The sequence below is a fragment of the Candidatus Krumholzibacteriia bacterium genome, from assembly GCA_030748535.1.
Lineage (GTDB): Bacteria > Krumholzibacteriota > Krumholzibacteriia > JACNKJ01 > JACNKJ01 > JASMLU01.
Genome location: JASMLU010000002.1, coordinates 41,562 through 60,774 on the forward strand (window position 1 = coordinate 41,562; position 19,213 = coordinate 60,774).

Below are 19,213 nucleotides of genomic sequence, written 5' to 3' on the forward strand. Positions count from 1 at the left end.
ACTAGAACATCGCCTTGATCGTACTCCAGGAAGCCTCTTCGGTGGCCGTCGTGCCTTCCCAAAGAAGAACCAACTGGAACATTGCAGCGTTCAGGTTGGGACCGCAGCCGAACTCAACCGCGGAAAACACCGTGTTCATGGAAGTCGCGCCACCTTCAAGGGCCATGCCGACCGAAGGGTCGGTGAACTCCACTGCACCCCAGATCAGGGGAACGATGTTGTCGGTGTACCAGGGGTTGCTCGCGAAGCAGGGAGCCACGGAATCGGTATAACCGTCCAGAGGGCCACCGGCCGTACCGACCAGGTCCATGATTTCTTCACTGCCGTAGTTGACATCCTCCACCACATCCAGAATGGCCATGTAGTCAGAGGGGAAACCATCAATGCCGCCACGGGAGTAGATGTAGTCCTGTCCCACGAAGAGCAGGGCACCGCCACCATCGAGGAAGGCCGCATAGGCAGCTTCGTCACCGGCAAAATCATAGGCCCACCAGAGGTCGGCCGCAGAGGCAACAACGCCTTCATAGCCCGAAAGATCCGCCGAACCGAAGGGATCGTAGATGATGTCCGGGCTTTTTCCGGCAGCAATCAGGGCATCGCTGTAGGGAATCGTCAGATCGGTGAAGGTGCCGTCGATGTGAGCGATCACCGCGCAATCGCCGCGGTTGATGCTGTCCTCGTACTGAGTCACCTTCCCGTCAACGACCGCAGGGCCCTTGGCAATGTCGGCAGCAAAGGCCGAAACAGCAAAGAGAGCGATCATGGCAAGAGTTGCAAAGGTCTTCATGTAAGATCCTCCATTTGATTAGTATTGAGTCGAAGCCGTTGCGCATTCGGCTTCTTGCCGATTCTAGCAGATCCCGAAACACAATTCAAGATTCCGGCAAGGGTATTTCCTATTTCGGGCGAGGATCCGGATGGGAGCGAAACTGTGAGACAATTCTCGAAGCCCTTGCCCCCCAGTAAGTTCCCTGACTCTTCCCCCAGGCCTCCAGAGCTTCCGGGATTGCCTCCCGTTCGGCGGGCAGACCAAACTGACTGGCCCGATCCAGAAGCTCTGCCGCCAGTGCTGCTTCCGGTGAACGGGAGCGAAGAGCCTCGATCATGGTGGGCTCGCAAAGTCGCACGCAAAACCAGAGGTTCCAGAAAAACTTGCGTTGATCTCCTTCCAGAGTGCGCGTGTTCTTTACAATCCCGGTCACCGAATCCCCGTAAGCCTCCAGAATAAGAGTCCAAGCGCGAGGATCCCCCGAAACCGACAGGGAGCGAAGCGCATTGTTGCGAAGGTCCTCGTCCGCTGTGCCAAGATAGACTTCTTCCAGGAAGGAAAAGGAAGAAGCACCCGACTTTCGTGCGAGAATACCGAGGCCCTTTCTCAGGACAGCCGGGTGACGACCATCCCGATACAGTTCCTCAAAGGTGAGCAAGAGAGAGTCGGGAGATTCCTCCACCCGGGAGGAGGCCAGCATCTGGATTCCCTGATGAGCCTGCAATCCCTCCGGAGACCGGCCGTAGCGCATCATCCGGGCCATCAGGGAGTCACTACTTCCCAGAGAAGCCGCCCCCCGCTCCAGATCCCTCGACACATTCAGGGGCATTCGCCCACTGTCGGCCAGCTTCAGGAAGGCATCGGCCAAAAGATCCGAATCATCAAGCGCTGAAAAGGAATCCGAATTGCTGCCGATGAACTTTACCAGAGCCTCAAGACAGGAACTGTGAAAGGTGGGTCGCGTCAGCAGTCTGGCCAGCAGGCTCAACGCCACTTCATCATCGGAACGCAGCTTCCCCTGAACGAGTCCGAACAGGGTGGATGCGTGCTCGCTCTCCTCCAGCGCACCTTCTTCGCTGCAATAGGCGTCGATCTCCTCCCAGCTGAACTCAGAGAAAAAGCCCGTACTCTGCTGCACTCTCTCGGCAGGCTCCAGATCCTTGAGTTCAAGAATCCGGCTCCGCCAGCGAGCCTCGATTGAATCCAGACTCCCCGGTTCCGCAATTCCTGAGCTGGCCAGAAGAGACAAGATAAGAATGCCGGAGAAAATACGCATCAAACCTCACTAAGCTGTCATTCACGCGCAGAATAGAACCCGAGGAAGGGGAAGTCAATCACAGGCTCCTCCTTGACTTTTCCCCGCTTTGCCTTTCATTTTAGGAGATTGCCGGTGATTGCTTCGACCCTTGCTTTCCAGAGAAGCCTGGGCTAGTATTCCCCGATTTCATCCCCAATGATCGAAGAAGGTGGAGGTAGGCTCGATGGCGTCTTCTCGGATGTGGGTCTCGATTTTTCGAAGCGGAGAGAACTTTCAGGTGAGAGTAGGAAGCTACTCTTCCCGTGAAGAAAAGGTGATTCGCAACCGGCTCAATCTCGACCCGGCCATGTCCGCCCTTGAGCGGATGGATTCCTACGAGGATCTTCGCGCGGACGATTACTTCACAGCAGGGGAGGGCGAACTCTGTTTCTCCTGTGAAGAGGGACGACTCGTTCTTCTTTCGGAGCTTGCGAATGAACTGGGCTTTTCAGTGAAGGACGGGCAGGGCTTTCTCCCCGACCAGGACAATGTTCAAACCACGCTTGTGCGTGAGGGCAGTTTCGGAGACGAGATCGCCCATATCGTGGAAGAGAACCTCCCTTTCTACCGGCGAGGATACCAGGCACTTCTCAAGGGACTTGCCATTCGACTCTGCGTCCTGATTGTGCTCCTGATTGCCGGACGCCTGTTTTTCCTTGCCAAGTCTGACCATTTTACTGTACGCAGTTTCCCGGCAATCCTGCACACGCTCGAGATCGAGTATCTGCCCCAGAATTTACTGGAAAGATTCTGGAAGCCGGCCTACTCGCATCGCTCCCTGATCACTCTCAAGCACCCTCTTTATATTCGCGGAAACAAGCTCATCCTTGATGGAGGCTATTTCGTTCAGTTGGAAGGCGTGCAGAACCTGAAGGCATCGATTGAAAAGCGTGGTGATGCCCCGGTGAGCATTCGCGTCGACAGCCGGGAAGGAAAGATGCGGATCGCCAGCGTTCATGTGGGAGAAGACCTGCTGACTCACAAGGGGGAGTTGAAATACCTGAGCCGCATCCCTCTTTCCCCCCTGCCGCTTCGCCTCGACCCCACCAGCGAAAGAGTCGGCTACAAGAAGGTAAGTTCCGCGGATCCCAAGCAAGAGGAGAGCTTCTCCTGGATGCTCGGAAAGACTATCAGCATGATTTGCCATGTAGAGTCGGACGGGGATCGCTTCCTGGCCTCGGGTGCCGACGGAGAGTTCAAGTTCGCTTTCGTCAAAGATGACATCAAGGAAAACATCCGCGAAATCATCGAAATGGTGGTTGCCAGCGGAGAGCGGGCGATTCTCGACATCCGCCTCGAGAGCAAGGCCTATCCGCTTCGCAATCGCCGCAATCCGAGAAACCAGCGACGCGACCTGAACATCATTACGGGAGCATCGCTCCACTTTGCCCAGGTCCAGAGCGCGGTGATGAAGAATCTCTAATATGGAAGCACGGGAAAAGGGGCTGGCAGTACTGCTGACGAGTGGAACCTTTGACAAGATCCTCTCAGCGATAAACCTCTCTGCCAGCGCAGTGGCCCTCGGCCGCTCCGTCGATCTCTTCCTGGCCTGGGAAGCCCTCCTCCGCTTTGCGGAAAACACACTCCAGGAAGCACCACTCCCCTCGTCAAGCAGTCTTCAGGAGTCTGCCCTGAAAGAGGCCCTTGCCGAACAGGGCACGCTGGATGAGATGCTTGCGGGACTTCGCAGTTCGGGGCTTCAGGTCTACGCCTGCTCGGCCACACTTGCCATGCTGAAACTGGACGAGGAAGTGCTGAAGGACAGGGTGGATGGAATCAGCGGAGCAACCGCATTTCTGGCCCGGGCAGAGACCCGGCAGGTCATCAACTTCTAGAGTCCCCATCCAGAGAATGATAACGGCCCTCGAAATAGTAACCGAGGCGCTGCGGCGAACCATGGAGCTTGCGACCTTCTTCAATGGCGGCCATAATGTCGCGCTTCAGATAGCGTCCGGAGAGATGGACAAGAACCAGATGCTTCACTCCCGCCTCTGAAGCTGCCCGGAAGCTGTCCACGATGTTCCCGTGACGACTTCCCTCCATCTCCTTCCGATTCGTGAAGGTCGAGTCGATCAGGAGAACATCGCTTCCTGCAATCGTGGAAACATCTTCAATGGGCAGGGAGTCGCCCGTGTATGCCAGCATGGGGTGCCAGACGGTTTCCAGCACCTCGGACTTTCCCTTCTCCCGAATGAGTGCGCCCATTTCCGCAGTATCAGCCCCCCGGTACTCCGGGCGTGGAACCTGCCGTTTCTCCTCAATCCGGTAGCCGAGGCATTGCCAGCCCCGGGCATGACGAACAGGAAATGGATTCACCCGGGTCTGGCGGCGAGCAACCTCCACCTCCACGAACTCCCCGGGGCGTAGGGCCGTCCACTCCATCGCATAGCGAAGCCGATGCTTCTGCTTTTTCTCCAGATAGTCCTGAAGATAGGCAATGAAGGGGTCTCCTTCGGGGTAGTAGATCGAAAGAGGGATCTCCCGATCGCCGTTACTCAGATTTCGCAGGTTGACCAGACTGGGGAGCCCCGCAATGTGATCCTCGTGCCCATGGGTAAAAAAGACCTTTCGGATTCCGAAGATCTTCTTTCCCATGGTCTGCACAATCCCTTCCCCCCCGTCGAGAAGAAGGCGGGCCGGGCGGTAGTAGTACCAGGATGAATAGAGGGCTTTTGAGTAGCCGGTCAGAATGTCATTCATTAGCTCAGATTAGTTCGATTTCCGATCCCGCGCAAGTTCCCGAGATCCTTGACAATTCCGCATAACCCTGACTTATTTGGGATAGCCTTATTTCAATAAGACATCACCCCAGCTCGGAGGAGCCTCCCCGGAGAGCTCCGCCCCGAACAAGGAGCCAAGATGGCGAGCAAGAAAGTCATCATCATGGGCGCGGCCGGCCGCGATTTCCATAACTTCAATGTGGTCTTCCGCAACAACCCCGACTACGAGGTCGTTGCTTTCACCGCGACACAGATCCCCGACATCGAAGGCCGGCTTTACCCAGCCGCTCTGGCGGGTAAACTCTACCCCAAGGGCATTCCCATCCATGACGAAACAGATCTGGGAGAACTCATCGACCAATACGCTGCCGATGAAGTGATCTTTTCCTACAGCGATGTAACCCACGAGCATGTCATGCACGCGGCCAGCTTTGTCAATGCCATGGGACCGGACTTTCGTCTCATCGGAAGCAGTTCCACGATGCTCGAAAGCAACAAGCCTGTCATCTCGATCTGCGCGACCCGCACTGGATGTGGAAAGAGCCAAACCACTCGCAGGGTCACCGAAATTCTCAAGGCCATGGATCTGAATGTCGTTTCCATTCGCCATCCAATGCCCTATGGAGACCTGGCCAAGCAGGCTGTGCAGCGCTTCGCCACTCTCGCTGACCTGAAGAAACACAAGTGCACCATTGAAGAGATGGAAGAGTACGAGCCGCACATCAACGCCGGAAACGTGATCTATGCAGGCGTTGATTACGAAGCCATCCTTCGTGAGGCCGAGAAGGAAGCGGATGTCATTCTCTGGGATGGGGGAAACAACGACACCAGTTTCTATCTGCCCGACCTTCTGATCACGGTGGTCGACCCTCTTCGCGCCGGACACGAGACTTCCTACTACCCCGGTGAGACGAACCTTCTGCAGGCTGATGTCATCGTGATCAACAAAATCGACAGTGCCAGCATGGAAAATATGGACGTCCTTCGTTCCTCAATCCGGGACATGAACCCCTATGCGGTGGTCGTCGATGCGGCCAGCCCGGTAAGCGTGGAAGAGCCGGAGATCATCGAAGGCAAGCGAGTTCTGGTCGTGGAAGACGGGCCGACGCTCACTCACGGGGAAATGAAGATTGGTGCCGGAACGGTGGCCGCAATGAAGCACGGCGCGGAGATTGTGGATCCCCGCCCCTGGCTGAAGGGAAGCCTGCTCGACACCTTTGAGAAGTACCCGGACATCGGACCCATTCTTCCTGCGATGGGATATGGAGCCCAGCAGGTGAAAGATCTGGAAGCCAGCATCAATGCTGCCGATGTCGATGCCGTGGTGATCGGCACTCCCATCGACCTGCGCAGGGTTGTGAAGATTCGCAAACCGAGTACACGGGTCAGCTACGATCTTGATGAGATCGGGCGCCCGGATATGGAGGATGTGATCGGCGCATTCCTGTACCAGTATGTCGAAGATAGAAAGGCCGAGAAAGAAGAGGCGGAGAAGAAGACCGCCAAAAAGAAGGTCAAGAAGACGCCCACCAAGAAGGTGGCGAAAAAAGCCGTGAAAAAGACAGCGAAGAAAAAGAAGTAGGCGATAGATAAAACCGGGGCGGCAAATGCCGCCCCGGCTTACCAAGATCCCGTCTATCGGGTTTGACGGAATCCCCCCATAAAAACCTAGCGATATCCACCCAGCGGGTAGCGCTCGTCCACCTGCCCGAAGACCCGGTAGAGGAACCAGCCGCTATCGCTTCCGAAAGCCTCGATCATGGCTTTCTGCGCCAGTGAAAAACCCCGCTCCAGGCTGGCACTTCGGAAGTAGTTTTCGAACAAGGCCATATGATACAGTTTCCCTTCCCGCCGGTCCCGAAAGGGAGCCAGAGGCGCAAGGACACTGCGATAGCCCCGCGCCAGAATCTGCCCAGCCGCCTCTTCCAAGGGATCTTCCCAGTCTTCGGTCACATCGTCGACAAAGGCAAGATCCCCCGCACATCGCTCTTCTTTCGAGAAGAACTCCTCGAGAGCCCGGGTTCCGGAAAGATAGACCATCCTCCGGCGCTCTTCCCTGCTCTTGGCGGAAACTCTCCTCGCTCCCGAGCGAAGAAGAAGATTGTAGAGTTCCCCTTCCAGGGCATCGCGCCGCTCATCACTGCAATACAGACTGATTTCCCAGGGAAGATCGGGACCCGGTTCCCTTTGTCCCAGCATATAGAAACTGCTTCCCCGCGGCAGGATCCTGTTCTCACCCAGGTAGCGATCTCCATCCCGAAGTAGTTCCCAGGGAAGACGCAAGACCGGGGAGGAGCCCAGAATGCGCAGGACTGCGGGCAGGGAATAGCCTCTCCACTCCTCCATACTCGAGCTCAGGGAATGCAGCATGCCACCCCGCAAAGCCTTCATGGACGCATCCAGGCTCTTTCCATTTCGGTAATCCCCAAGAAGGCGGCAAAGAGCCTCCTCGGGATCCAGACCCGAAGACAGGCGCGGGCGAAGCACGGCCTCTCTTTTCTGGCCAGGAAAGGGGATTTCATCGCTCTTCCCGGGAAAGGGATCCGCTGGCACTTCAAGAGAAATAGACTGTTCCTGAAGGTAGCGAGCCCAGAGTTCTCCGCGTCGAGCCATAAGATGGAGAGTCTGTCCCGCACCGGCAGAAGCCTTCCAGGCCTCCTGCAATTCACCAAGAAGCTGGGGGAAGGAAGTCTCCGGGCTACTGAATTCCTCAAGTGGCAGGGCCAGTTCCCTCAGACCCAGAAGTCTTGCCTGACGGAAGCCCTCCTTGAGGGATTCCAGCATCGACAATTCCTGTGAAGTAGACAGGTGAAAGAGGAAGCGCGAAGAAAAACCACCGGGAGAAGTCAGCCTCACCGAACGGTCCACGGGGTAGGCCAGGGCTTCCTGAAGGATGCTTCCGGTTTCTTCCCCCAGAATCCTGTCGAGAAGTTCCCCGTCTTCCTGCCAGGGAAGAAGCAGTGCATCGGATTCGAAATCCAGAATCGATGAACTCGGGTTCCCGATTCGGGTTTGCCACGAGGAAGGGAGATTCGTTTTCATACTCCGCCCAAAAGCAAGGACGGTGACAGAAGCTGCTTATCTGCCCATCTGGACAAGGAAATTCGCAGGAGTAAACGCTGTTCCTGCATAAGCTTGGGAGAAGTCGACCCAAGCCCTTCTTTCCATTCCCCAGCGTTCCCCGCAAGTGAATCCAGAGGACAAAAAGACCCCTTCCCGCCCGAAAGGGGGGAAGGGGTTCGGGAAGACCCTGAAAGGGGAGACTAGTAGCTGTCGGCCCGGGATATTTCGAGGGAAGATCCAAACTCAAAACGGCGCTCGGAGCACTGTTCCTTGCTGAGACGGCAGCGGAAGCAGGAAGATTTTACATCGCAGATGGCAGAAACGCCGATCTGATCCTCTCCCGACGCGAAAATCCGAAGCAGGGAGTCCACTTCTTCCTCACTGTGCTCCGTTGATTCCGCCATTCCCTGAATCGCTCTCTGGATTCCCTCGAGATCGAGTGAACCATCCACGAGATCATCCATTCTGCTTAGAACACGCCGGACGGCAGGGTCGCTGCCGGGCTTGACGAGGCCCATCTGGCGCGCGAATTCCTTCGTGGCCTCGGGAGTCAGATAGCTGAACATCTCTTCCATTCCCTCGGACAGGTCCGCGGCCACACCCTCAAAGGAGGCAACGAGGTCAATGAGAGAACCGAAGTCATTGAGTAGCATCTTCGCCGTGCGGGCATTCTTCGCAACGGAGCGAATCTGCTGAAGGTTGAGGCCGAGGATTTCATCCTGGGCAAGAACCCGCTTGTCCTTGTCTTCCATCTCCGCGAGGGCATCCAGATCCCCCAGCTTCTCAAGGACGAGATCCTTCATCTCATAACGATAGGGGAAACGCTTGAAGCCGAAGCGTAGCATCATCAGGACGATGGTGAACCAGATCCCCGCATCGTCCTCGCGCGCGCTTTTCCAGCGAGCAGCCTCCTCTTTCACAAACTGAAGAGGAATCACTTGCCCGCCACGGCTCTTTGCATCTTCTTCCAGAGACTCTACGATCTCACCCAGAAGTTCCTTCAAACGATCAGACATGACAAAACATCCTCTGTCTCATGAATCAAAATTGAAAGGGATTGAAGATTGGAATGCAGTCGCAGTATAGGCAAAGTCCCCCCGCTTCGCAATGAAAAGCGGCATGCTTGCGCAAGCGGGATTTGCGTGCTAGTCTGCCGCGCGAAGAAAGGGGTGGAAATGCCAAAGACGATTCCCGTGCTCATCGTCCTGCTTCTCGCCAATCTTGCAGTAGCAGACGGTGGAGGACTGAGTAGACTTCAGGAACTGGCAAAGAAGGCCGGGGCTTCCCGGGAGACCGAAACGCAGGAAAAAGTGGTCCGCCCCCTTCCTGATTCTGTGATCAAACTGGAGGGGATCCAGGGCCTGGCCTCCGATCCCTGCTGGGGTCATGACAATAAGAGCATCCTCTTCACGCTCGCTGGAGAGAGAACCAGCAAGATCCTGCGCAAGTCCATCGACGGCGAAGAACTGGAGGTTCTCGTTGAATCCCCCTACTACTCCGCCGACCAGCCCGACCTGTCTCCTGACGGGCGCTACCTTGCCTACCGCAGCAAGCGTCATGACCATCGGGGGATCTGGATTCGCAGGTTGGAGGACGGCGAAGAGGGAAAACTGACTCCCGATCTTGAAGTTCTGGAGAACAGCCCCGTCTGGAGTCCCTCGGGAATGAAGCTCTATTTTGAGAGCCGCAAGAAGGGATCCAACCAGTCGAAAGGAATGGTCAGCAACCGGAACGGAGACAACCTCCGAACGCTTTCCGGTGACCGGGGAGAACACAGCCACCCCGCCGCCAGTCGCGACGGAAAGAAAGTCGCCTGGATTCATCGTTGGGGGCCCATGAGCCAGATCCTGATCTCGCAGACCCAAATCCGAGGCCTTGCGAAAACGCTTCCCCTCTATGACATCCTTCTCTCCAGCATGGACTGGACCCCGGACTCCCGCCGCCTCATCGTTTCCTATGCCAATCAGGATTCCCCGGAAAAAGGCTATGACTTGGGTCTTCTGAATCCGGATACCGGGAAACTGGAACCCTTGCTGGATCTGGATCCCAGCATCATCTGTCCGCGCCTTTCCCCCGATGGGAGCAAGGTAGTGTTTCAGTCCTATGGGTCCGGTCAATCAGGCCTCATGATCTACTCACTCCCTGACTCCCTTGCCCCCGAGAGGAAACAGCCATGAGTCAGGATGGAAAAGTCATCGTTGTCATGCCCGCCTACAATGCGGAGAGTACTCTGGAGAAGACCCTTCGGGACATTCCGCAGGGAAGCGTGGACGAAGTCATTCTTGTGGACGATGCCTCCTCGGACGGAACCGTCGAACTGGCCGGAAAGCTCGGCGTCCATGTCATCGAGCATCAGGAAAATCGCGGTTACGGGGCAAATCAGAAAACCTGCTATCGCGAAGCCCTGAATCGCGGCGCAGACTTCATTGTCATGATCCACCCCGACTACCAGTATGATTCCAGTCTGCTGCCCGTCATAGTCGGCCTACTTCGATCCGGGAATTGCGATGTCCTTCTCGGCAACCGGATTCGCTCCCGGCGCGAAGCCCTTTCGGGGGGAATGCCCGCCTACAAGTATTTCGCCAATCGCCTTCTTACGATCATCGAAAACCTCTGGGCGGGAGAAAATCTGGGGGAATGGCACTCCGGGCTCCGGGCCTACACACGAGAGGTTCTCGAAACCCTCCCCTGGGAAAAGAACAGCGACGACTTCGTCTTCGACAGCCAGTTTCTGGTGCAGTCCGTTCACTTCGGATTCCGGGTCGGGGACATCCCCGTTCCCGTGCGCTACATGAAAGAGGCCAGCAGCATCGGTTTTGCCAGAAGTATGGAATACGGGATGCTGACTCTGGAGACCTTTGTGCGCTGGACTCTGCACCGCTGGAACTTTCTCAAGAGCGAGCTCTTTGAGGAAAAGTCGGAGGAAGGAAGTCCCGTCGACTAGATGCCGAAGTAGTTGCCCCAGACGGCCGTCCCCAGATATCGAACCAGCAGGCCTGCCAGGCCCAGATGCAGGGACAGGGGCCGCCCGGAAGAGAAGAGACGGAATAGGCGTGCAGAGATAATCGCCAGAAAGAAGACGGGGAAAAAGGCAAGCGGGGTGGCAAAAGCCCCCAGAGCAGCAAAGACCCCGTAGTCCTTTGCCGTGAGTTTCGTCTTATAACCCTCCGGCCCGGGAAGGGCTTCCGTAAAGAGGGTATTCATGCCGGGAATGACCATCAGGATTCCGCCGAAGAGATAGGCCGCCACCATTCCCAGAGTCGCATGCGACCAGGTCCAGTCCGCGCCCCCCATTCCCGTAACCGCAAATCCGATTCCCATGGCAATTCCGATCCAGCTCAACCAGAGAGGAACTTCCTTCCCCTGTGACTCGACCAGAATCAGGATCAGGATCAGGACAACAAGAACGACTTCGCGAAAGATGAACATGGAGCCTCCTCTTCGGGGAATCATGGCACGGGTTTTAACGGGAGGCAAGGGCTGAAAAAAGCCCCTCCCGAAGGAGGGGCATTCGGCCTATTTCAGGAGCACCATTCGTTTGCTTTCCTCACCGGCAGGACTCTGCAGTTTGAGGAAGTAGACGCCACTCGAGAGAGCCATTCCCCCGGAATCGCGGCCGTCCCACACCAGAACATGTTCGCCGATCTCATGATGGCCCCGGGCCAGGTTCTTCACAAGGCGCCCGGCGGCATCGAAGATTCTCAGATCCACTTCACCCGCTTCCTGAAGTTGGAAGCGGATCTCCGTGCGAGGATTGAAGGGATTCGGGTAGTTCTGCTTCAGGGCGGGGAGAGCCTGAACATCCAGATTGTCCCCGGCGCCCGTGTAGTTGAAGAAAGCCACAATCGCAAAATCATCCACGGCTGCCTCAATCAGGGAAGGCTGGGCAGAGTCTGAGGCCACAAAACGCATCTGGAAGAGCGTGGGCTCGGGGAACTCCACCATGGGATCGTAGCTGACCTGCTGCCAGGCATTGGAAGAAATATGAGTCCGCTCTGCAAGATGCCACCAGCCACCGGCGTCCCCCGTGGCATAGACCTTCCAGTAGTCGAAGCCCGGCGCACTGCCCTGGTCGTTGGAGAACCAGCGCCAGTACTGGATCAGGACATTCTCCGCCCCGGTAAGATCATAGACCGGCGAGAAGAGGGTCGTGCGTCCCCCGTCGACATCGCTGAAGTCGTCGGCTTCTCCGGGAACATGCTGACCCGTGACCCAACAGAGTGTTCCCTCCTGTGTGTGATCATCTTCCGGCTGTGCAATCGTACCAACAGGATCGACCCGCACCCAGATCCCTCCACTCGCATAGTCATCCGCGGCACCCACGGTCCAGCCACTCTCCTCTTCCATCGTATCCGTCAGCCAGGTGACATTGAAGGTGAAGTAGGAGTAGGGTGCGCTCTGCGGCTCGCTGCCCGCATTACCCGCATCGTCTTCGGCAGTGAGGTAGTAATCGATCTGGGCACCCGCCTGCGGAGGGATGGCGCCTTCATAGGTGTCGCCGGCCACATGGCTCATGCCGGAAGCAGACCAGGCTCCTCCGCTTGCCCGCCAATAGATCTCCACGGAACCTTCCAGAATATTGCCTTCGGTCGAAGTGACTTCCGCAAGAACCGGATAGGGATTCTCCGTGTCGTCCGTATTGTCGATGGGCGTATGCTCAAAGAGAACGCCATAGATCAGTTCCGGAACCTCGAAGCCGTGGTTCAGGGCCGCCGCACTGATCTGCGCAAAGTGAGGCGTTCCATTGCCGAGATCGCCGTCATCATCGTCGATCAGGAAGGCCGAAAGCACCTGATCGGGCTGCGTGTTCGGCTCTGTGAGAATCCGGCCGTAATGCCAGATTTCCGCGCTCTCCAAAGTCCCGGCCTCTTCACCGTACTGATCCTGAAGCCCCAACATCATGTCCCAGTGGAAGCCGGCAATGACCTGACCCGCGTAGTGGATCCCCTCGCCGACCACATCATCCGGATAGACCAGGTTGTTGTCCGCATCGCGGATGCCGTTCACGCAGTCGTCCAGATAGAAGCCGCGAGCACAGATCGACTCCTGGGTAATCAGGCAGGCCAGAATATCCGAGTTCCCTTCGCCCAGACCCTGCTGCCCCTGTCCACCGAGAATCTCGTGCTGAACCCCGTGCCCGAATTCGTGATAGACCACACCCTGAATCTCGCCCGTATTGGCACAGTTGCCACCTTCCCGATAGAAGTGGATGCCCCCATCCCAATAGGCATTGCAGGAATTGTTTTCACTCACATAGGCGTTCATTCGCTGGTTGGGAAGGCCGAACTCCGGAGCAAAAAGCTGGAAGAAATCATGGACATCGCTGACCCCGTCAAAGACATCCCGTTCGTCGTGTTGAGCGACTGCATCATCAAAGCGAATATTCAGGGGAATGCCCTCATTGACGAGACCCGCATACTCACCGTCAGGTCCTCCCTGATTGCTCACCTGACAGTAGGGTCCGAAGAAGGTTCCCGTTACCTGCCGCATTCCGCCGGAACCGTCGATGCTCCAGTTTCCTTCGGCATCGATGATGGTGTTTCCCACTCCATCGACGGTCAGTCTTAGATAGCGAAGGGACTGATCTTCAATTCCATTGCACCAGGTATAGGGCTGCACTTCCGCGACGGCTGTCCCCGAGTAGTTGAAATGAATGTCGTTCCAGCGCCAGAGGATCTCCCCGTCTTCGGCGTCGATCCAGCTTACCCAGATGCCCAGAGGCTCCGCGGTACGAACCCGAACACGCCAGGCCAAATGATACTCCACGCGATTCTCTGAAACAGGATAAGGAAGCACCGCGAGAACCGACTCCCCGTCGAGACGGTCACTTGCAGGATTAAAGGGAAGACTGGCCTTTGCCAGAAGCTCTGCCTCCTGTGAGGAAACCAGAGGATAGGAACTCAGATTGATGTCCTGATAGTAGTCGGAACCCAGAAGCATCGGGCGCCCGTTCTCATGGAAGACCAGGGAAACGCCTCCACCCCAAACCTCCAGACCCTCCCAGGTCTGCTGGAAGTGAGCAGCCCATTTGCTCCGCACTTGAGGAGTGCTCTTGAGACGCAGATTTCCGTTGTCTGCGGAGAAAACTCCCGGAAGCTGGTCGATCAGTCGGCGGGCTGTTCTCTCGGCCTCTTCCGCGCTCCGGATCGCCCCCTGTGAATCCGCACCACTACTGTAGAGATAATGGGGAGTCTTGCTGCGGGCATTCCAGCTCCAAAGCCTCCAGTTTCCGCCAAGACTTGCTTCCAGGGAGGATTCCGCCCGATCTGCCCCTTGCAGAGCTTGCCAGGAATCGTGCCCGTGGTCGTCATAGGCGGGAAGGGGGACTTCCCAGCTTTCGCTCCCGGAATCGGGAAGGAAGGCCAGTGCTGGAATGGAAAGAAGAAGAGCGATTGTCAGAATGCGTGCTGCAAGGCTACGGGGCATGGGATCCTCCGGAAAAAGCCGGGAGAGAAGCCCCCGACCGCTCAATTATAGCATAAAGGCGGGCCGGAAAACCGGACTGCCAAAAGAAATCCCCCCTTCACCGAAGCGAAGGGGGGAGGAATGTCTCTTTACTTCAGCAGAACCATTCTCTTGCTCTGCGTCTTTCCATTCGCATCGAGACGGTAGAAGTAGACACCACTTCCCACCGCTTGCCCGTTCTGATCCTGACCATTCCAGATGATGGAATGCTCTCCGGCCTCCTGCCGGCCCTGCATCAGTTCCTTCACCAGGCGACCGCTCGCATCGTAGATCGCGAGCCTCGCCGGTCCGGCCGTTTCCAGAGCAAAACGGATCTCGGTCCTCGGATTGAAGGGGTTGGGCATGTTCTGCTTCAGGTCCGTGAGGAACTGAACAGCGATGCCGTCATCGGCGCCAGTCATGTCGAAGGTCGCCATGAGAACAAAGTCATCGACCAGGGCCTCCACCAGAGAGCCGCTACCCTCGTCCGACGCCGTGAAGCGAAGCTGCACGACCCCCGGAACTGCGAAGTAGTCATTCAGGTCGAAGGCGACCTGCCCCCAGGCATTCGGCGAAGCATTCGAGTTCTCGACATCCGTCCAGCTGGAACCACCGTCATTGGAAATCTCCACGACCCAGTAGTCCTGGCCGGGGTTGTTTCCAAGATTGTTGGTGTAGTAGCGCCAGTAGCTGATCGAGATATCCGTGGCGCCGTTCAGATCCACCCGCGGTGAATACAGAACCGTCTGCCCGCCATCGATGTCATAGCTTCCGGCACTGCTTCCTGCCAGGGGTCCGGTGACCCAGCAGTCGGTTCCCGGAGCGGCCGTGTGGTCGTTCTCCGGCTGAACCGTGTCGCCACTGTAGCTGGTTCCCTCGGGGTCGGCCCTTTCCCAGGTTCCCGTCGAAGCGGTTTCCTCGGTCAGGGTGCCGGTGTGCCAGGCAGTGTCGAATTCCATTTCGTCGACAAACTCGTTGTTGATCTGGAAGTAGTGAAGCTCCGCCGGGGCATTGCGGGGGCTGGTCCCCGTATCGCCACCGTCATTGGAAGCTTGCAGGTAATACTCCACGACACTTCCGTAGCCCTGGGCCGGGATCATCGCCGAGTACTCATCGGCACCGCCGGTCGGGGACATCGGAATCTGGGAGAAGGAAGAACCGTCAACCCGGTAGTTGACCTTCGCGCTGGAAGGATCAATCACGCCTCCACCAAGAGAGACGGCCGTTCCGGCGATCTCATATCCACTGCTCTGGTCACCGGAGTAGGGATGCGTTTCATGGTTGACGAAAACACCCACGAGAATCTCCGGGCAATCAAAGCCATGGTTCCCTGCCGCTTCGCAGAGGAAATCATAGTGAGGAGTGCCATTGTCCAGGTTGCCATCGTCATCGTCTGCGATGAAGGCGGCCAGAACCTGGGCCGGCTGCGTGGTCGGATGAACCAGAAGGCGACAGAAGTGCCAGTTTTCTGCCATCGCCACCGTGCCATCCCATTCGCCATAGCTGGCCTTCAAGTGCTCCATAAAGTCCCAATGGAAGCCGGCAATCACCTGGCCCGCATAGTGGATTCCCTGGCCGATTACATCATCCGGGTAAACCAGGTTGTTGTCCGAGTCACGAATCCCGGAACTGCAGTTTCCAACATAGAAACCGCGGCCGATGATGGATTCGAAGGTAAGAAGGTTGGAGGCGATGTCGCCGTTTCCTTCTCCGAGACCCTGATCGCCCTGCCAGCCAAGAATGTCGTCCTGGATGCCATGACCGAACTCGTGATGGGTCACGCCCTGAATCTCACCCGTGTTGGCGTAGCTTCCCCCTGCAGCGCAGAAGTTGATGGTGCCATCCCACCAGGCATTACCGGGGCAGTAGCCAGTGGTCCTGCTGACATAGGCACTCATCCGGGTGTTCGTGTATCCGTAACCGGGGTCGAAGATCTCAATGAGATCATGGATGTCATTCACACCGTCAAAGACGGTGCGCTCATCGCGCTGGGCATTGCTGTCATCGTAGTGAACCGTAAGAGGAGTTCCCTCATAAGCTGTGGCAGAGAAAGAAGCCTCTGCGCCGCCGATGTTCGTGATGTCACAATAGGGACCGTAGAGATCGGAAGTGACCGTCGTACTTCCGCCACCGGCCGAAAGAACCCAGTTTCCGTTCGAGTCCGTGTTCGTGGAGCTGCCTCCGCCCTGAACACGAAGGTAGGGAACAGTCTCCTCTACGATTCCATCACAGTAGCTTGCCGGCTGAACTCCGGATTCGGAGTCGCCGGAGAAGGCAAAGTGGATTTCATTGCTACGCCAGAGGATCTCGCCACTGTGAGCGTCCACCCAGGTCTGCCAGTTGCCGAGAGGGGAGTCCGTGCGAACCCGAAGGCGCCAGGCCAGATGGTAGCTGACATCCGCCTCACTTCTCGGATAGGGAAGTACCTGAAGCTCCGGAGCCGTGTCGATGCGATCCGTGGCAGGATCGTAGGGAAGAGCGGCAATCGCGATGACTTCGGCCTGTGAGGATGAAATCGCAGGACTGGGATCAAGATCGATTTCCGAGTGGAAATCCGAACCGGCCAGCACCAGACGCCCGTCCTCGGTAAAGAGAGCCATGGCCTTGCCCTGCCAGACTTCCATTCCATTCCAGGTCTGCTGGAAGTGAACCGCCCACTTGCCGAGAGCATGTTCGACCGCGGAAAGGAGAAGATCGCTGTCCGTCGTGCGGAAAACTTCGGACTGGGAGGACATGAGGGAGCGGGCCGTCTGCTCGGCGACGATCTCATCGGAAATCGGCGAGAACAGGGCGGTGGAATGTCCGTAGAAATACTGCGGCGTATTCGTTCGCGCATTCCAGTTCCAGACCCGCCAGTTTCCGCCAAACTCCTCAATGAGCCTGGCTTCCACATCGTGAATCCCCTGGTCGCTGCGCCAGGAAGAAAAACCATAGTCATCGTAGGCGGGAAGGGGGATTTCCAGGGAGTTCTGGTCTACGGGCTGGAAGGCAAAGGCACTTCCAAAGACCGTGATCAGTGCAATAAGAACAAAGCGATAGACAGGGGATTTCATTCCCGAGACCTCCAGTGCTTGAGACTGCGAATCATGGGGGGATTCGCGGGACCACACCATTATAGCACGGTAGCATGTTCAATAACCAGAAATTAGGAGGCTCACTCAGCGCAGGAAAGGGTTACTGGCAGCCTCTTCGGCAAGGGAAGTGTCGGCTCCATGGCCGCAATGGACGATCATTCCCGCAGGAAGAGCTTCGAAAAGGCGTTCGCGAATGGAGGAAAGAAGCAGGTCCTGATCGCCGCCGGGAAGATCCGTGCGACCGATGGAACCGGAAAAGAGCGTGTCCCCGGCAAAGAGATGGTTGCCGGCTTTCAGGCAAACCCCTCCGGGGCTGTGACCTGGAGTATGGATAACCTCCACCTCCTCGTCCCCCAGTTTCAGGATCTCGCCATCCTTCAGGGGATTCTCCAGACGGGGAGCCTTTACGGGCTCCAGTCCGTAAAGGCCGCAGATCTGCTCCAGGTGGTCGAGCAGAAAACGGTCAGCCTCGTGCAGGCGAAAAGGAATGTCGGTCATGTCCTGCAACTCGGCAGCCCCCATGACATGGTCCACATGCCCGTGCGTGTTGACGATCGCAGTAAGCTTCAGTCCCTTCTCCCGGACCAGGGCCAGAAGCTTCTCGTTCTCCCCGCCCGGGTCGATCACAAAGGCATCGCCACTGTTCTCGTCCCCGACTAGCCAGGTGTTCTCCTGAAAAGGCCCCACGCACAAGGATTCCACGATCATGCTATCCCCCCACCTTCGCCAGGGAATAGAGTCCCCCGTCGTCACAATGTTCCAGTCGATGTTTCTCCGGCTTCTGCAGAAGAGTCTTGCGAAGCAGTTCCTCCAGAGCGCTCTCCCAGTCGGGGCGCTGCAGCAGGGGACGCAGGGCCACAATCCCTTCCCCGAAGAGACAGTTCCGGACTTCGCCACGATGCGTCAATCGAAGGCGGTTGCAATCCTGACAGAAGTTCTTCGAAAGAGGATCGATCAGTCCGACACGAAGCCCGTCCGAGCGTCGGCGCAGAAGTCGAGCCGGGCCGTCGCTCTCTCCTCGGCGCTGCTCTTCCCAGTCTCCGAAACTCGAAAGTCGTTCCTGTAACTCCTCCAGTGAGAGATGGCTCTTGCGATAGAGTTCTTTGGCAACACCGAGTTGCATAAGGGCAATGAAACGCAGATGCAGATTCTCCCGGGCCGAATATTCGAGGAAATCGCCCAGTTCATCTTCATTGAAGCCTCGCAGGGGAACCACGTTGAGCTTGATGGGCGTGAGGCCGGCCTTCTGTGCCGCCGTGATTCCTCTCAAGACCCGTGGCAATTCGTCGCGCCCCGAAATCCGTGCAAAACGCTCCGGACGAAGCGTATCAAGACTGACATTGATCCTCGAAAGGCCGGCCTCCGCAAGGCTTGCGGACCTCTCATCGAGATAGAGACCATGCGTGGAGAGAGTCACTTCCCGGATTCCCGGAATCGAGGTAATCCGTCTTACCATTTCTTCCAGATCTTTTCTCAGGGTCGGTTCGCCGCCGGTGAGCCGCACCTTTTCGACACCGAGTCGCGCAAAAAGGGACAGGATCTTTTCCAGTTCCAAAGGAGAAAGTTCCTCGCGATGATGCTCATCAAGCACCGGACCCTCGGGCTGGCAATAGCTGCAGCGAAAATTGCAATAGGGAGTCACCGATACCCGCAGATAGCGAATTCGTCGTTCAAAGGGATCCACAAGAGGCTGCATGGGCTCCTTTCCATTGCGGGAGGCGAACCCGTTTCCCGGCTCGCCCTGTCGGCTTCAAGCCTTATGCATGAGCAGGAAGGCTGTTCAGCTCGGAACCAATGGCAGAATAGAAAAAGAACCCGCCGGAGTCAAGAAACCGGCGGGCCCACA

The 19,213-nt window shown here is 57.1% G+C and carries 15 protein-coding genes and 1 riboswitch; of the genes, 5 read left to right on the plus strand and 10 right to left on the minus strand.

Features of this window, described 5'->3' with window-relative positions:
• Position 1: 1 nt before the first annotated feature.
• Both QGH30_04150 and QGH30_04155 read right to left on the minus strand, forming a co-directional pair.
• Positions 2-787 carry a hypothetical protein gene (locus tag QGH30_04150; protein MDP7021528.1) on the minus strand — a complete coding sequence of 262 codons (786 nt, stop codon included), beginning with the start codon at positions 785-787 and terminating at the stop codon, positions 2-4.
• A 109-nt stretch (positions 788-896) separates the two neighbouring features.
• A complete protein-coding gene (locus QGH30_04155; GenBank protein MDP7021529.1) occupies positions 897-2,045 on the minus strand; it encodes a hypothetical protein in 1,149 nt (382 codons plus the stop codon).
• 220 nt (positions 2,046-2,265) lie between these two features.
• Between QGH30_04155 and QGH30_04160 the strand changes: the two genes are divergently transcribed.
• Together QGH30_04160 and QGH30_04165 are read left to right on the plus strand one after the other, a co-directional pair.
• A complete protein-coding gene (locus QGH30_04160; protein ID MDP7021530.1) occupies positions 2,266-3,489 on the plus strand; it encodes a hypothetical protein in 1,224 nt (407 codons plus the stop codon).
• A 1-nt stretch (position 3,490) separates the two neighbouring features.
• On the plus strand, positions 3,491-3,901 hold the full coding sequence (locus QGH30_04165) for a DsrE/DsrF/DrsH-like family protein (protein ID MDP7021531.1): 411 nt from the start codon (positions 3,491-3,493) through the stop codon (positions 3,899-3,901).
• On the opposite strand, the gene QGH30_04170 is transcribed toward QGH30_04165, so the two are convergent.
• Positions 3,891-4,766, minus strand: a complete 876-nt coding sequence (locus QGH30_04170) for an MBL fold metallo-hydrolase (protein MDP7021532.1) — start codon at positions 4,764-4,766, stop codon at positions 3,891-3,893. The genes QGH30_04165 and QGH30_04170 overlap by 11 nt on opposite strands.
• 159 nt (positions 4,767-4,925) lie before the next feature.
• Here QGH30_04170 and QGH30_04175 point away from each other — a divergent pair, with 159 nt between their 5' ends.
• Positions 4,926-6,368 carry a cyclic 2,3-diphosphoglycerate synthase gene (locus tag QGH30_04175; GenBank protein ID MDP7021533.1) on the plus strand — a complete coding sequence of 481 codons (1,443 nt, stop codon included), beginning with the start codon at positions 4,926-4,928 and terminating at the stop codon, positions 6,366-6,368.
• Between the two features lie 86 nt (positions 6,369-6,454).
• Here QGH30_04175 and QGH30_04180 read toward each other — a convergent pair whose 3' ends face one another.
• Together QGH30_04180 and QGH30_04185 are read right to left on the minus strand one after the other, a co-directional pair.
• Positions 6,455-7,828, minus strand: coding sequence for a hypothetical protein (locus tag QGH30_04180; GenBank protein MDP7021534.1), 1,374 nt, complete (start codon positions 7,826-7,828; stop codon positions 6,455-6,457).
• A 221-nt stretch (positions 7,829-8,049) separates the two neighbouring features.
• The gene (locus QGH30_04185) at positions 8,050-8,865 is read right to left on the minus strand and encodes a hypothetical protein (GenBank protein MDP7021535.1); all 816 of its coding nucleotides are present in this window, start codon (positions 8,863-8,865) and stop codon (positions 8,050-8,052) included.
• Between the two features lie 159 nt (positions 8,866-9,024).
• Here QGH30_04185 and QGH30_04190 point away from each other — a divergent pair, with 159 nt between their 5' ends.
• On the plus strand, positions 9,025-10,026 hold the full coding sequence (locus QGH30_04190) for a hypothetical protein (protein MDP7021536.1): 1,002 nt from the start codon (positions 9,025-9,027) through the stop codon (positions 10,024-10,026).
• On the plus strand, positions 10,023-10,793 hold the full coding sequence (locus QGH30_04195; protein MDP7021537.1) for a glycosyltransferase family 2 protein: 771 nt from the start codon (positions 10,023-10,025) through the stop codon (positions 10,791-10,793). The genes QGH30_04190 and QGH30_04195 overlap by 4 nt, the downstream gene beginning before the upstream one ends.
• On the opposite strand, the gene QGH30_04200 is transcribed toward QGH30_04195, so the two are convergent.
• The 5 genes from QGH30_04200 to moaA form a co-directional block, all read right to left on the minus strand.
• Entirely contained in the window at positions 10,790-11,278 is a 489-nt protein-coding gene (locus QGH30_04200; protein MDP7021538.1) for a hypothetical protein, read from the minus strand. The genes QGH30_04195 and QGH30_04200 overlap by 4 nt on opposite strands.
• Before the next feature lie 87 nt (positions 11,279-11,365).
• Positions 11,366-14,275: a FlgD immunoglobulin-like domain containing protein gene (locus QGH30_04205; protein MDP7021539.1), complete on the minus strand. Its 2,910-nt coding sequence runs from the start codon at positions 14,273-14,275 to the stop codon at positions 11,366-11,368.
• 128 nt (positions 14,276-14,403) lie between these two features.
• Positions 14,404-17,346, minus strand: coding sequence for a FlgD immunoglobulin-like domain containing protein (locus QGH30_04210; GenBank protein ID MDP7021540.1), 2,943 nt, complete (start codon positions 17,344-17,346; stop codon positions 14,404-14,406).
• 105 nt (positions 17,347-17,451) lie between these two features.
• The gene (locus QGH30_04215; GenBank protein MDP7021541.1) at positions 17,452-18,075 is read right to left on the minus strand and encodes an MBL fold metallo-hydrolase; all 624 of its coding nucleotides are present in this window, start codon (positions 18,073-18,075) and stop codon (positions 17,452-17,454) included.
• Between the two features lies 1 nt (position 18,076).
• A complete protein-coding gene (gene moaA / locus QGH30_04220) occupies positions 18,077-19,063 on the minus strand; it encodes a GTP 3',8-cyclase MoaA (GenBank protein ID MDP7021542.1) in 987 nt (328 codons plus the stop codon).
• Positions 19,052-19,170: riboswitch (molybdenum cofactor riboswitch) on the minus strand. (Overlaps the previous gene by 12 nt.)
• Between the last annotated feature and the right edge of the window lie 43 nt (positions 19,171-19,213).

What these genes read in the sequence shown, in the direction of transcription:
- QGH30_04150 (MDP7021528.1), bottom strand. Translation starts at nt 787, where the DNA reads ATGAAGACCTTTGCAACTCTTGCCATGATCGCTCTCTTTGCTGTTTCG.
- QGH30_04155 (MDP7021529.1), bottom strand. Translation starts at nt 2,045, where the DNA reads ATGCGTATTTTCTCCGGCATTCTTATCTTGTCTCTTCTGGCCAGCTCA.
- QGH30_04160 (MDP7021530.1), top strand. Translation starts at nt 2,266, where the DNA reads ATGTGGGTCTCGATTTTTCGAAGCGGAGAGAACTTTCAGGTGAGAGTA.
- QGH30_04165 (MDP7021531.1), top strand. Translation starts at nt 3,491, where the DNA reads ATGGAAGCACGGGAAAAGGGGCTGGCAGTACTGCTGACGAGTGGAACC.
- QGH30_04170 (MDP7021532.1), bottom strand. Translation starts at nt 4,766, where the DNA reads ATGAATGACATTCTGACCGGCTACTCAAAAGCCCTCTATTCATCCTGG.
- QGH30_04175 (MDP7021533.1), top strand. Translation starts at nt 4,926, where the DNA reads ATGGCGAGCAAGAAAGTCATCATCATGGGCGCGGCCGGCCGCGATTTC.
- QGH30_04180 (MDP7021534.1), bottom strand. Translation starts at nt 7,828, where the DNA reads ATGAAAACGAATCTCCCTTCCTCGTGGCAAACCCGAATCGGGAACCCG.
- QGH30_04185 (MDP7021535.1), bottom strand. Translation starts at nt 8,865, where the DNA reads ATGTCTGATCGTTTGAAGGAACTTCTGGGTGAGATCGTAGAGTCTCTG.
- QGH30_04190 (MDP7021536.1), top strand. Translation starts at nt 9,025, where the DNA reads ATGCCAAAGACGATTCCCGTGCTCATCGTCCTGCTTCTCGCCAATCTT.
- QGH30_04195 (MDP7021537.1), top strand. Translation starts at nt 10,023, where the DNA reads ATGAGTCAGGATGGAAAAGTCATCGTTGTCATGCCCGCCTACAATGCG.
- QGH30_04200 (MDP7021538.1), bottom strand. Translation starts at nt 11,278, where the DNA reads ATGTTCATCTTTCGCGAAGTCGTTCTTGTTGTCCTGATCCTGATCCTG.
- QGH30_04205 (MDP7021539.1), bottom strand. Translation starts at nt 14,275, where the DNA reads ATGCCCCGTAGCCTTGCAGCACGCATTCTGACAATCGCTCTTCTTCTT.
- QGH30_04210 (MDP7021540.1), bottom strand. Translation starts at nt 17,346, where the DNA reads ATGAAATCCCCTGTCTATCGCTTTGTTCTTATTGCACTGATCACGGTC.
- QGH30_04215 (MDP7021541.1), bottom strand. Translation starts at nt 18,075, where the DNA reads ATGATCGTGGAATCCTTGTGCGTGGGGCCTTTTCAGGAGAACACCTGG.
- moaA (MDP7021542.1), bottom strand. Translation starts at nt 19,063, where the DNA reads ATGCAGCCTCTTGTGGATCCCTTTGAACGACGAATTCGCTATCTGCGG.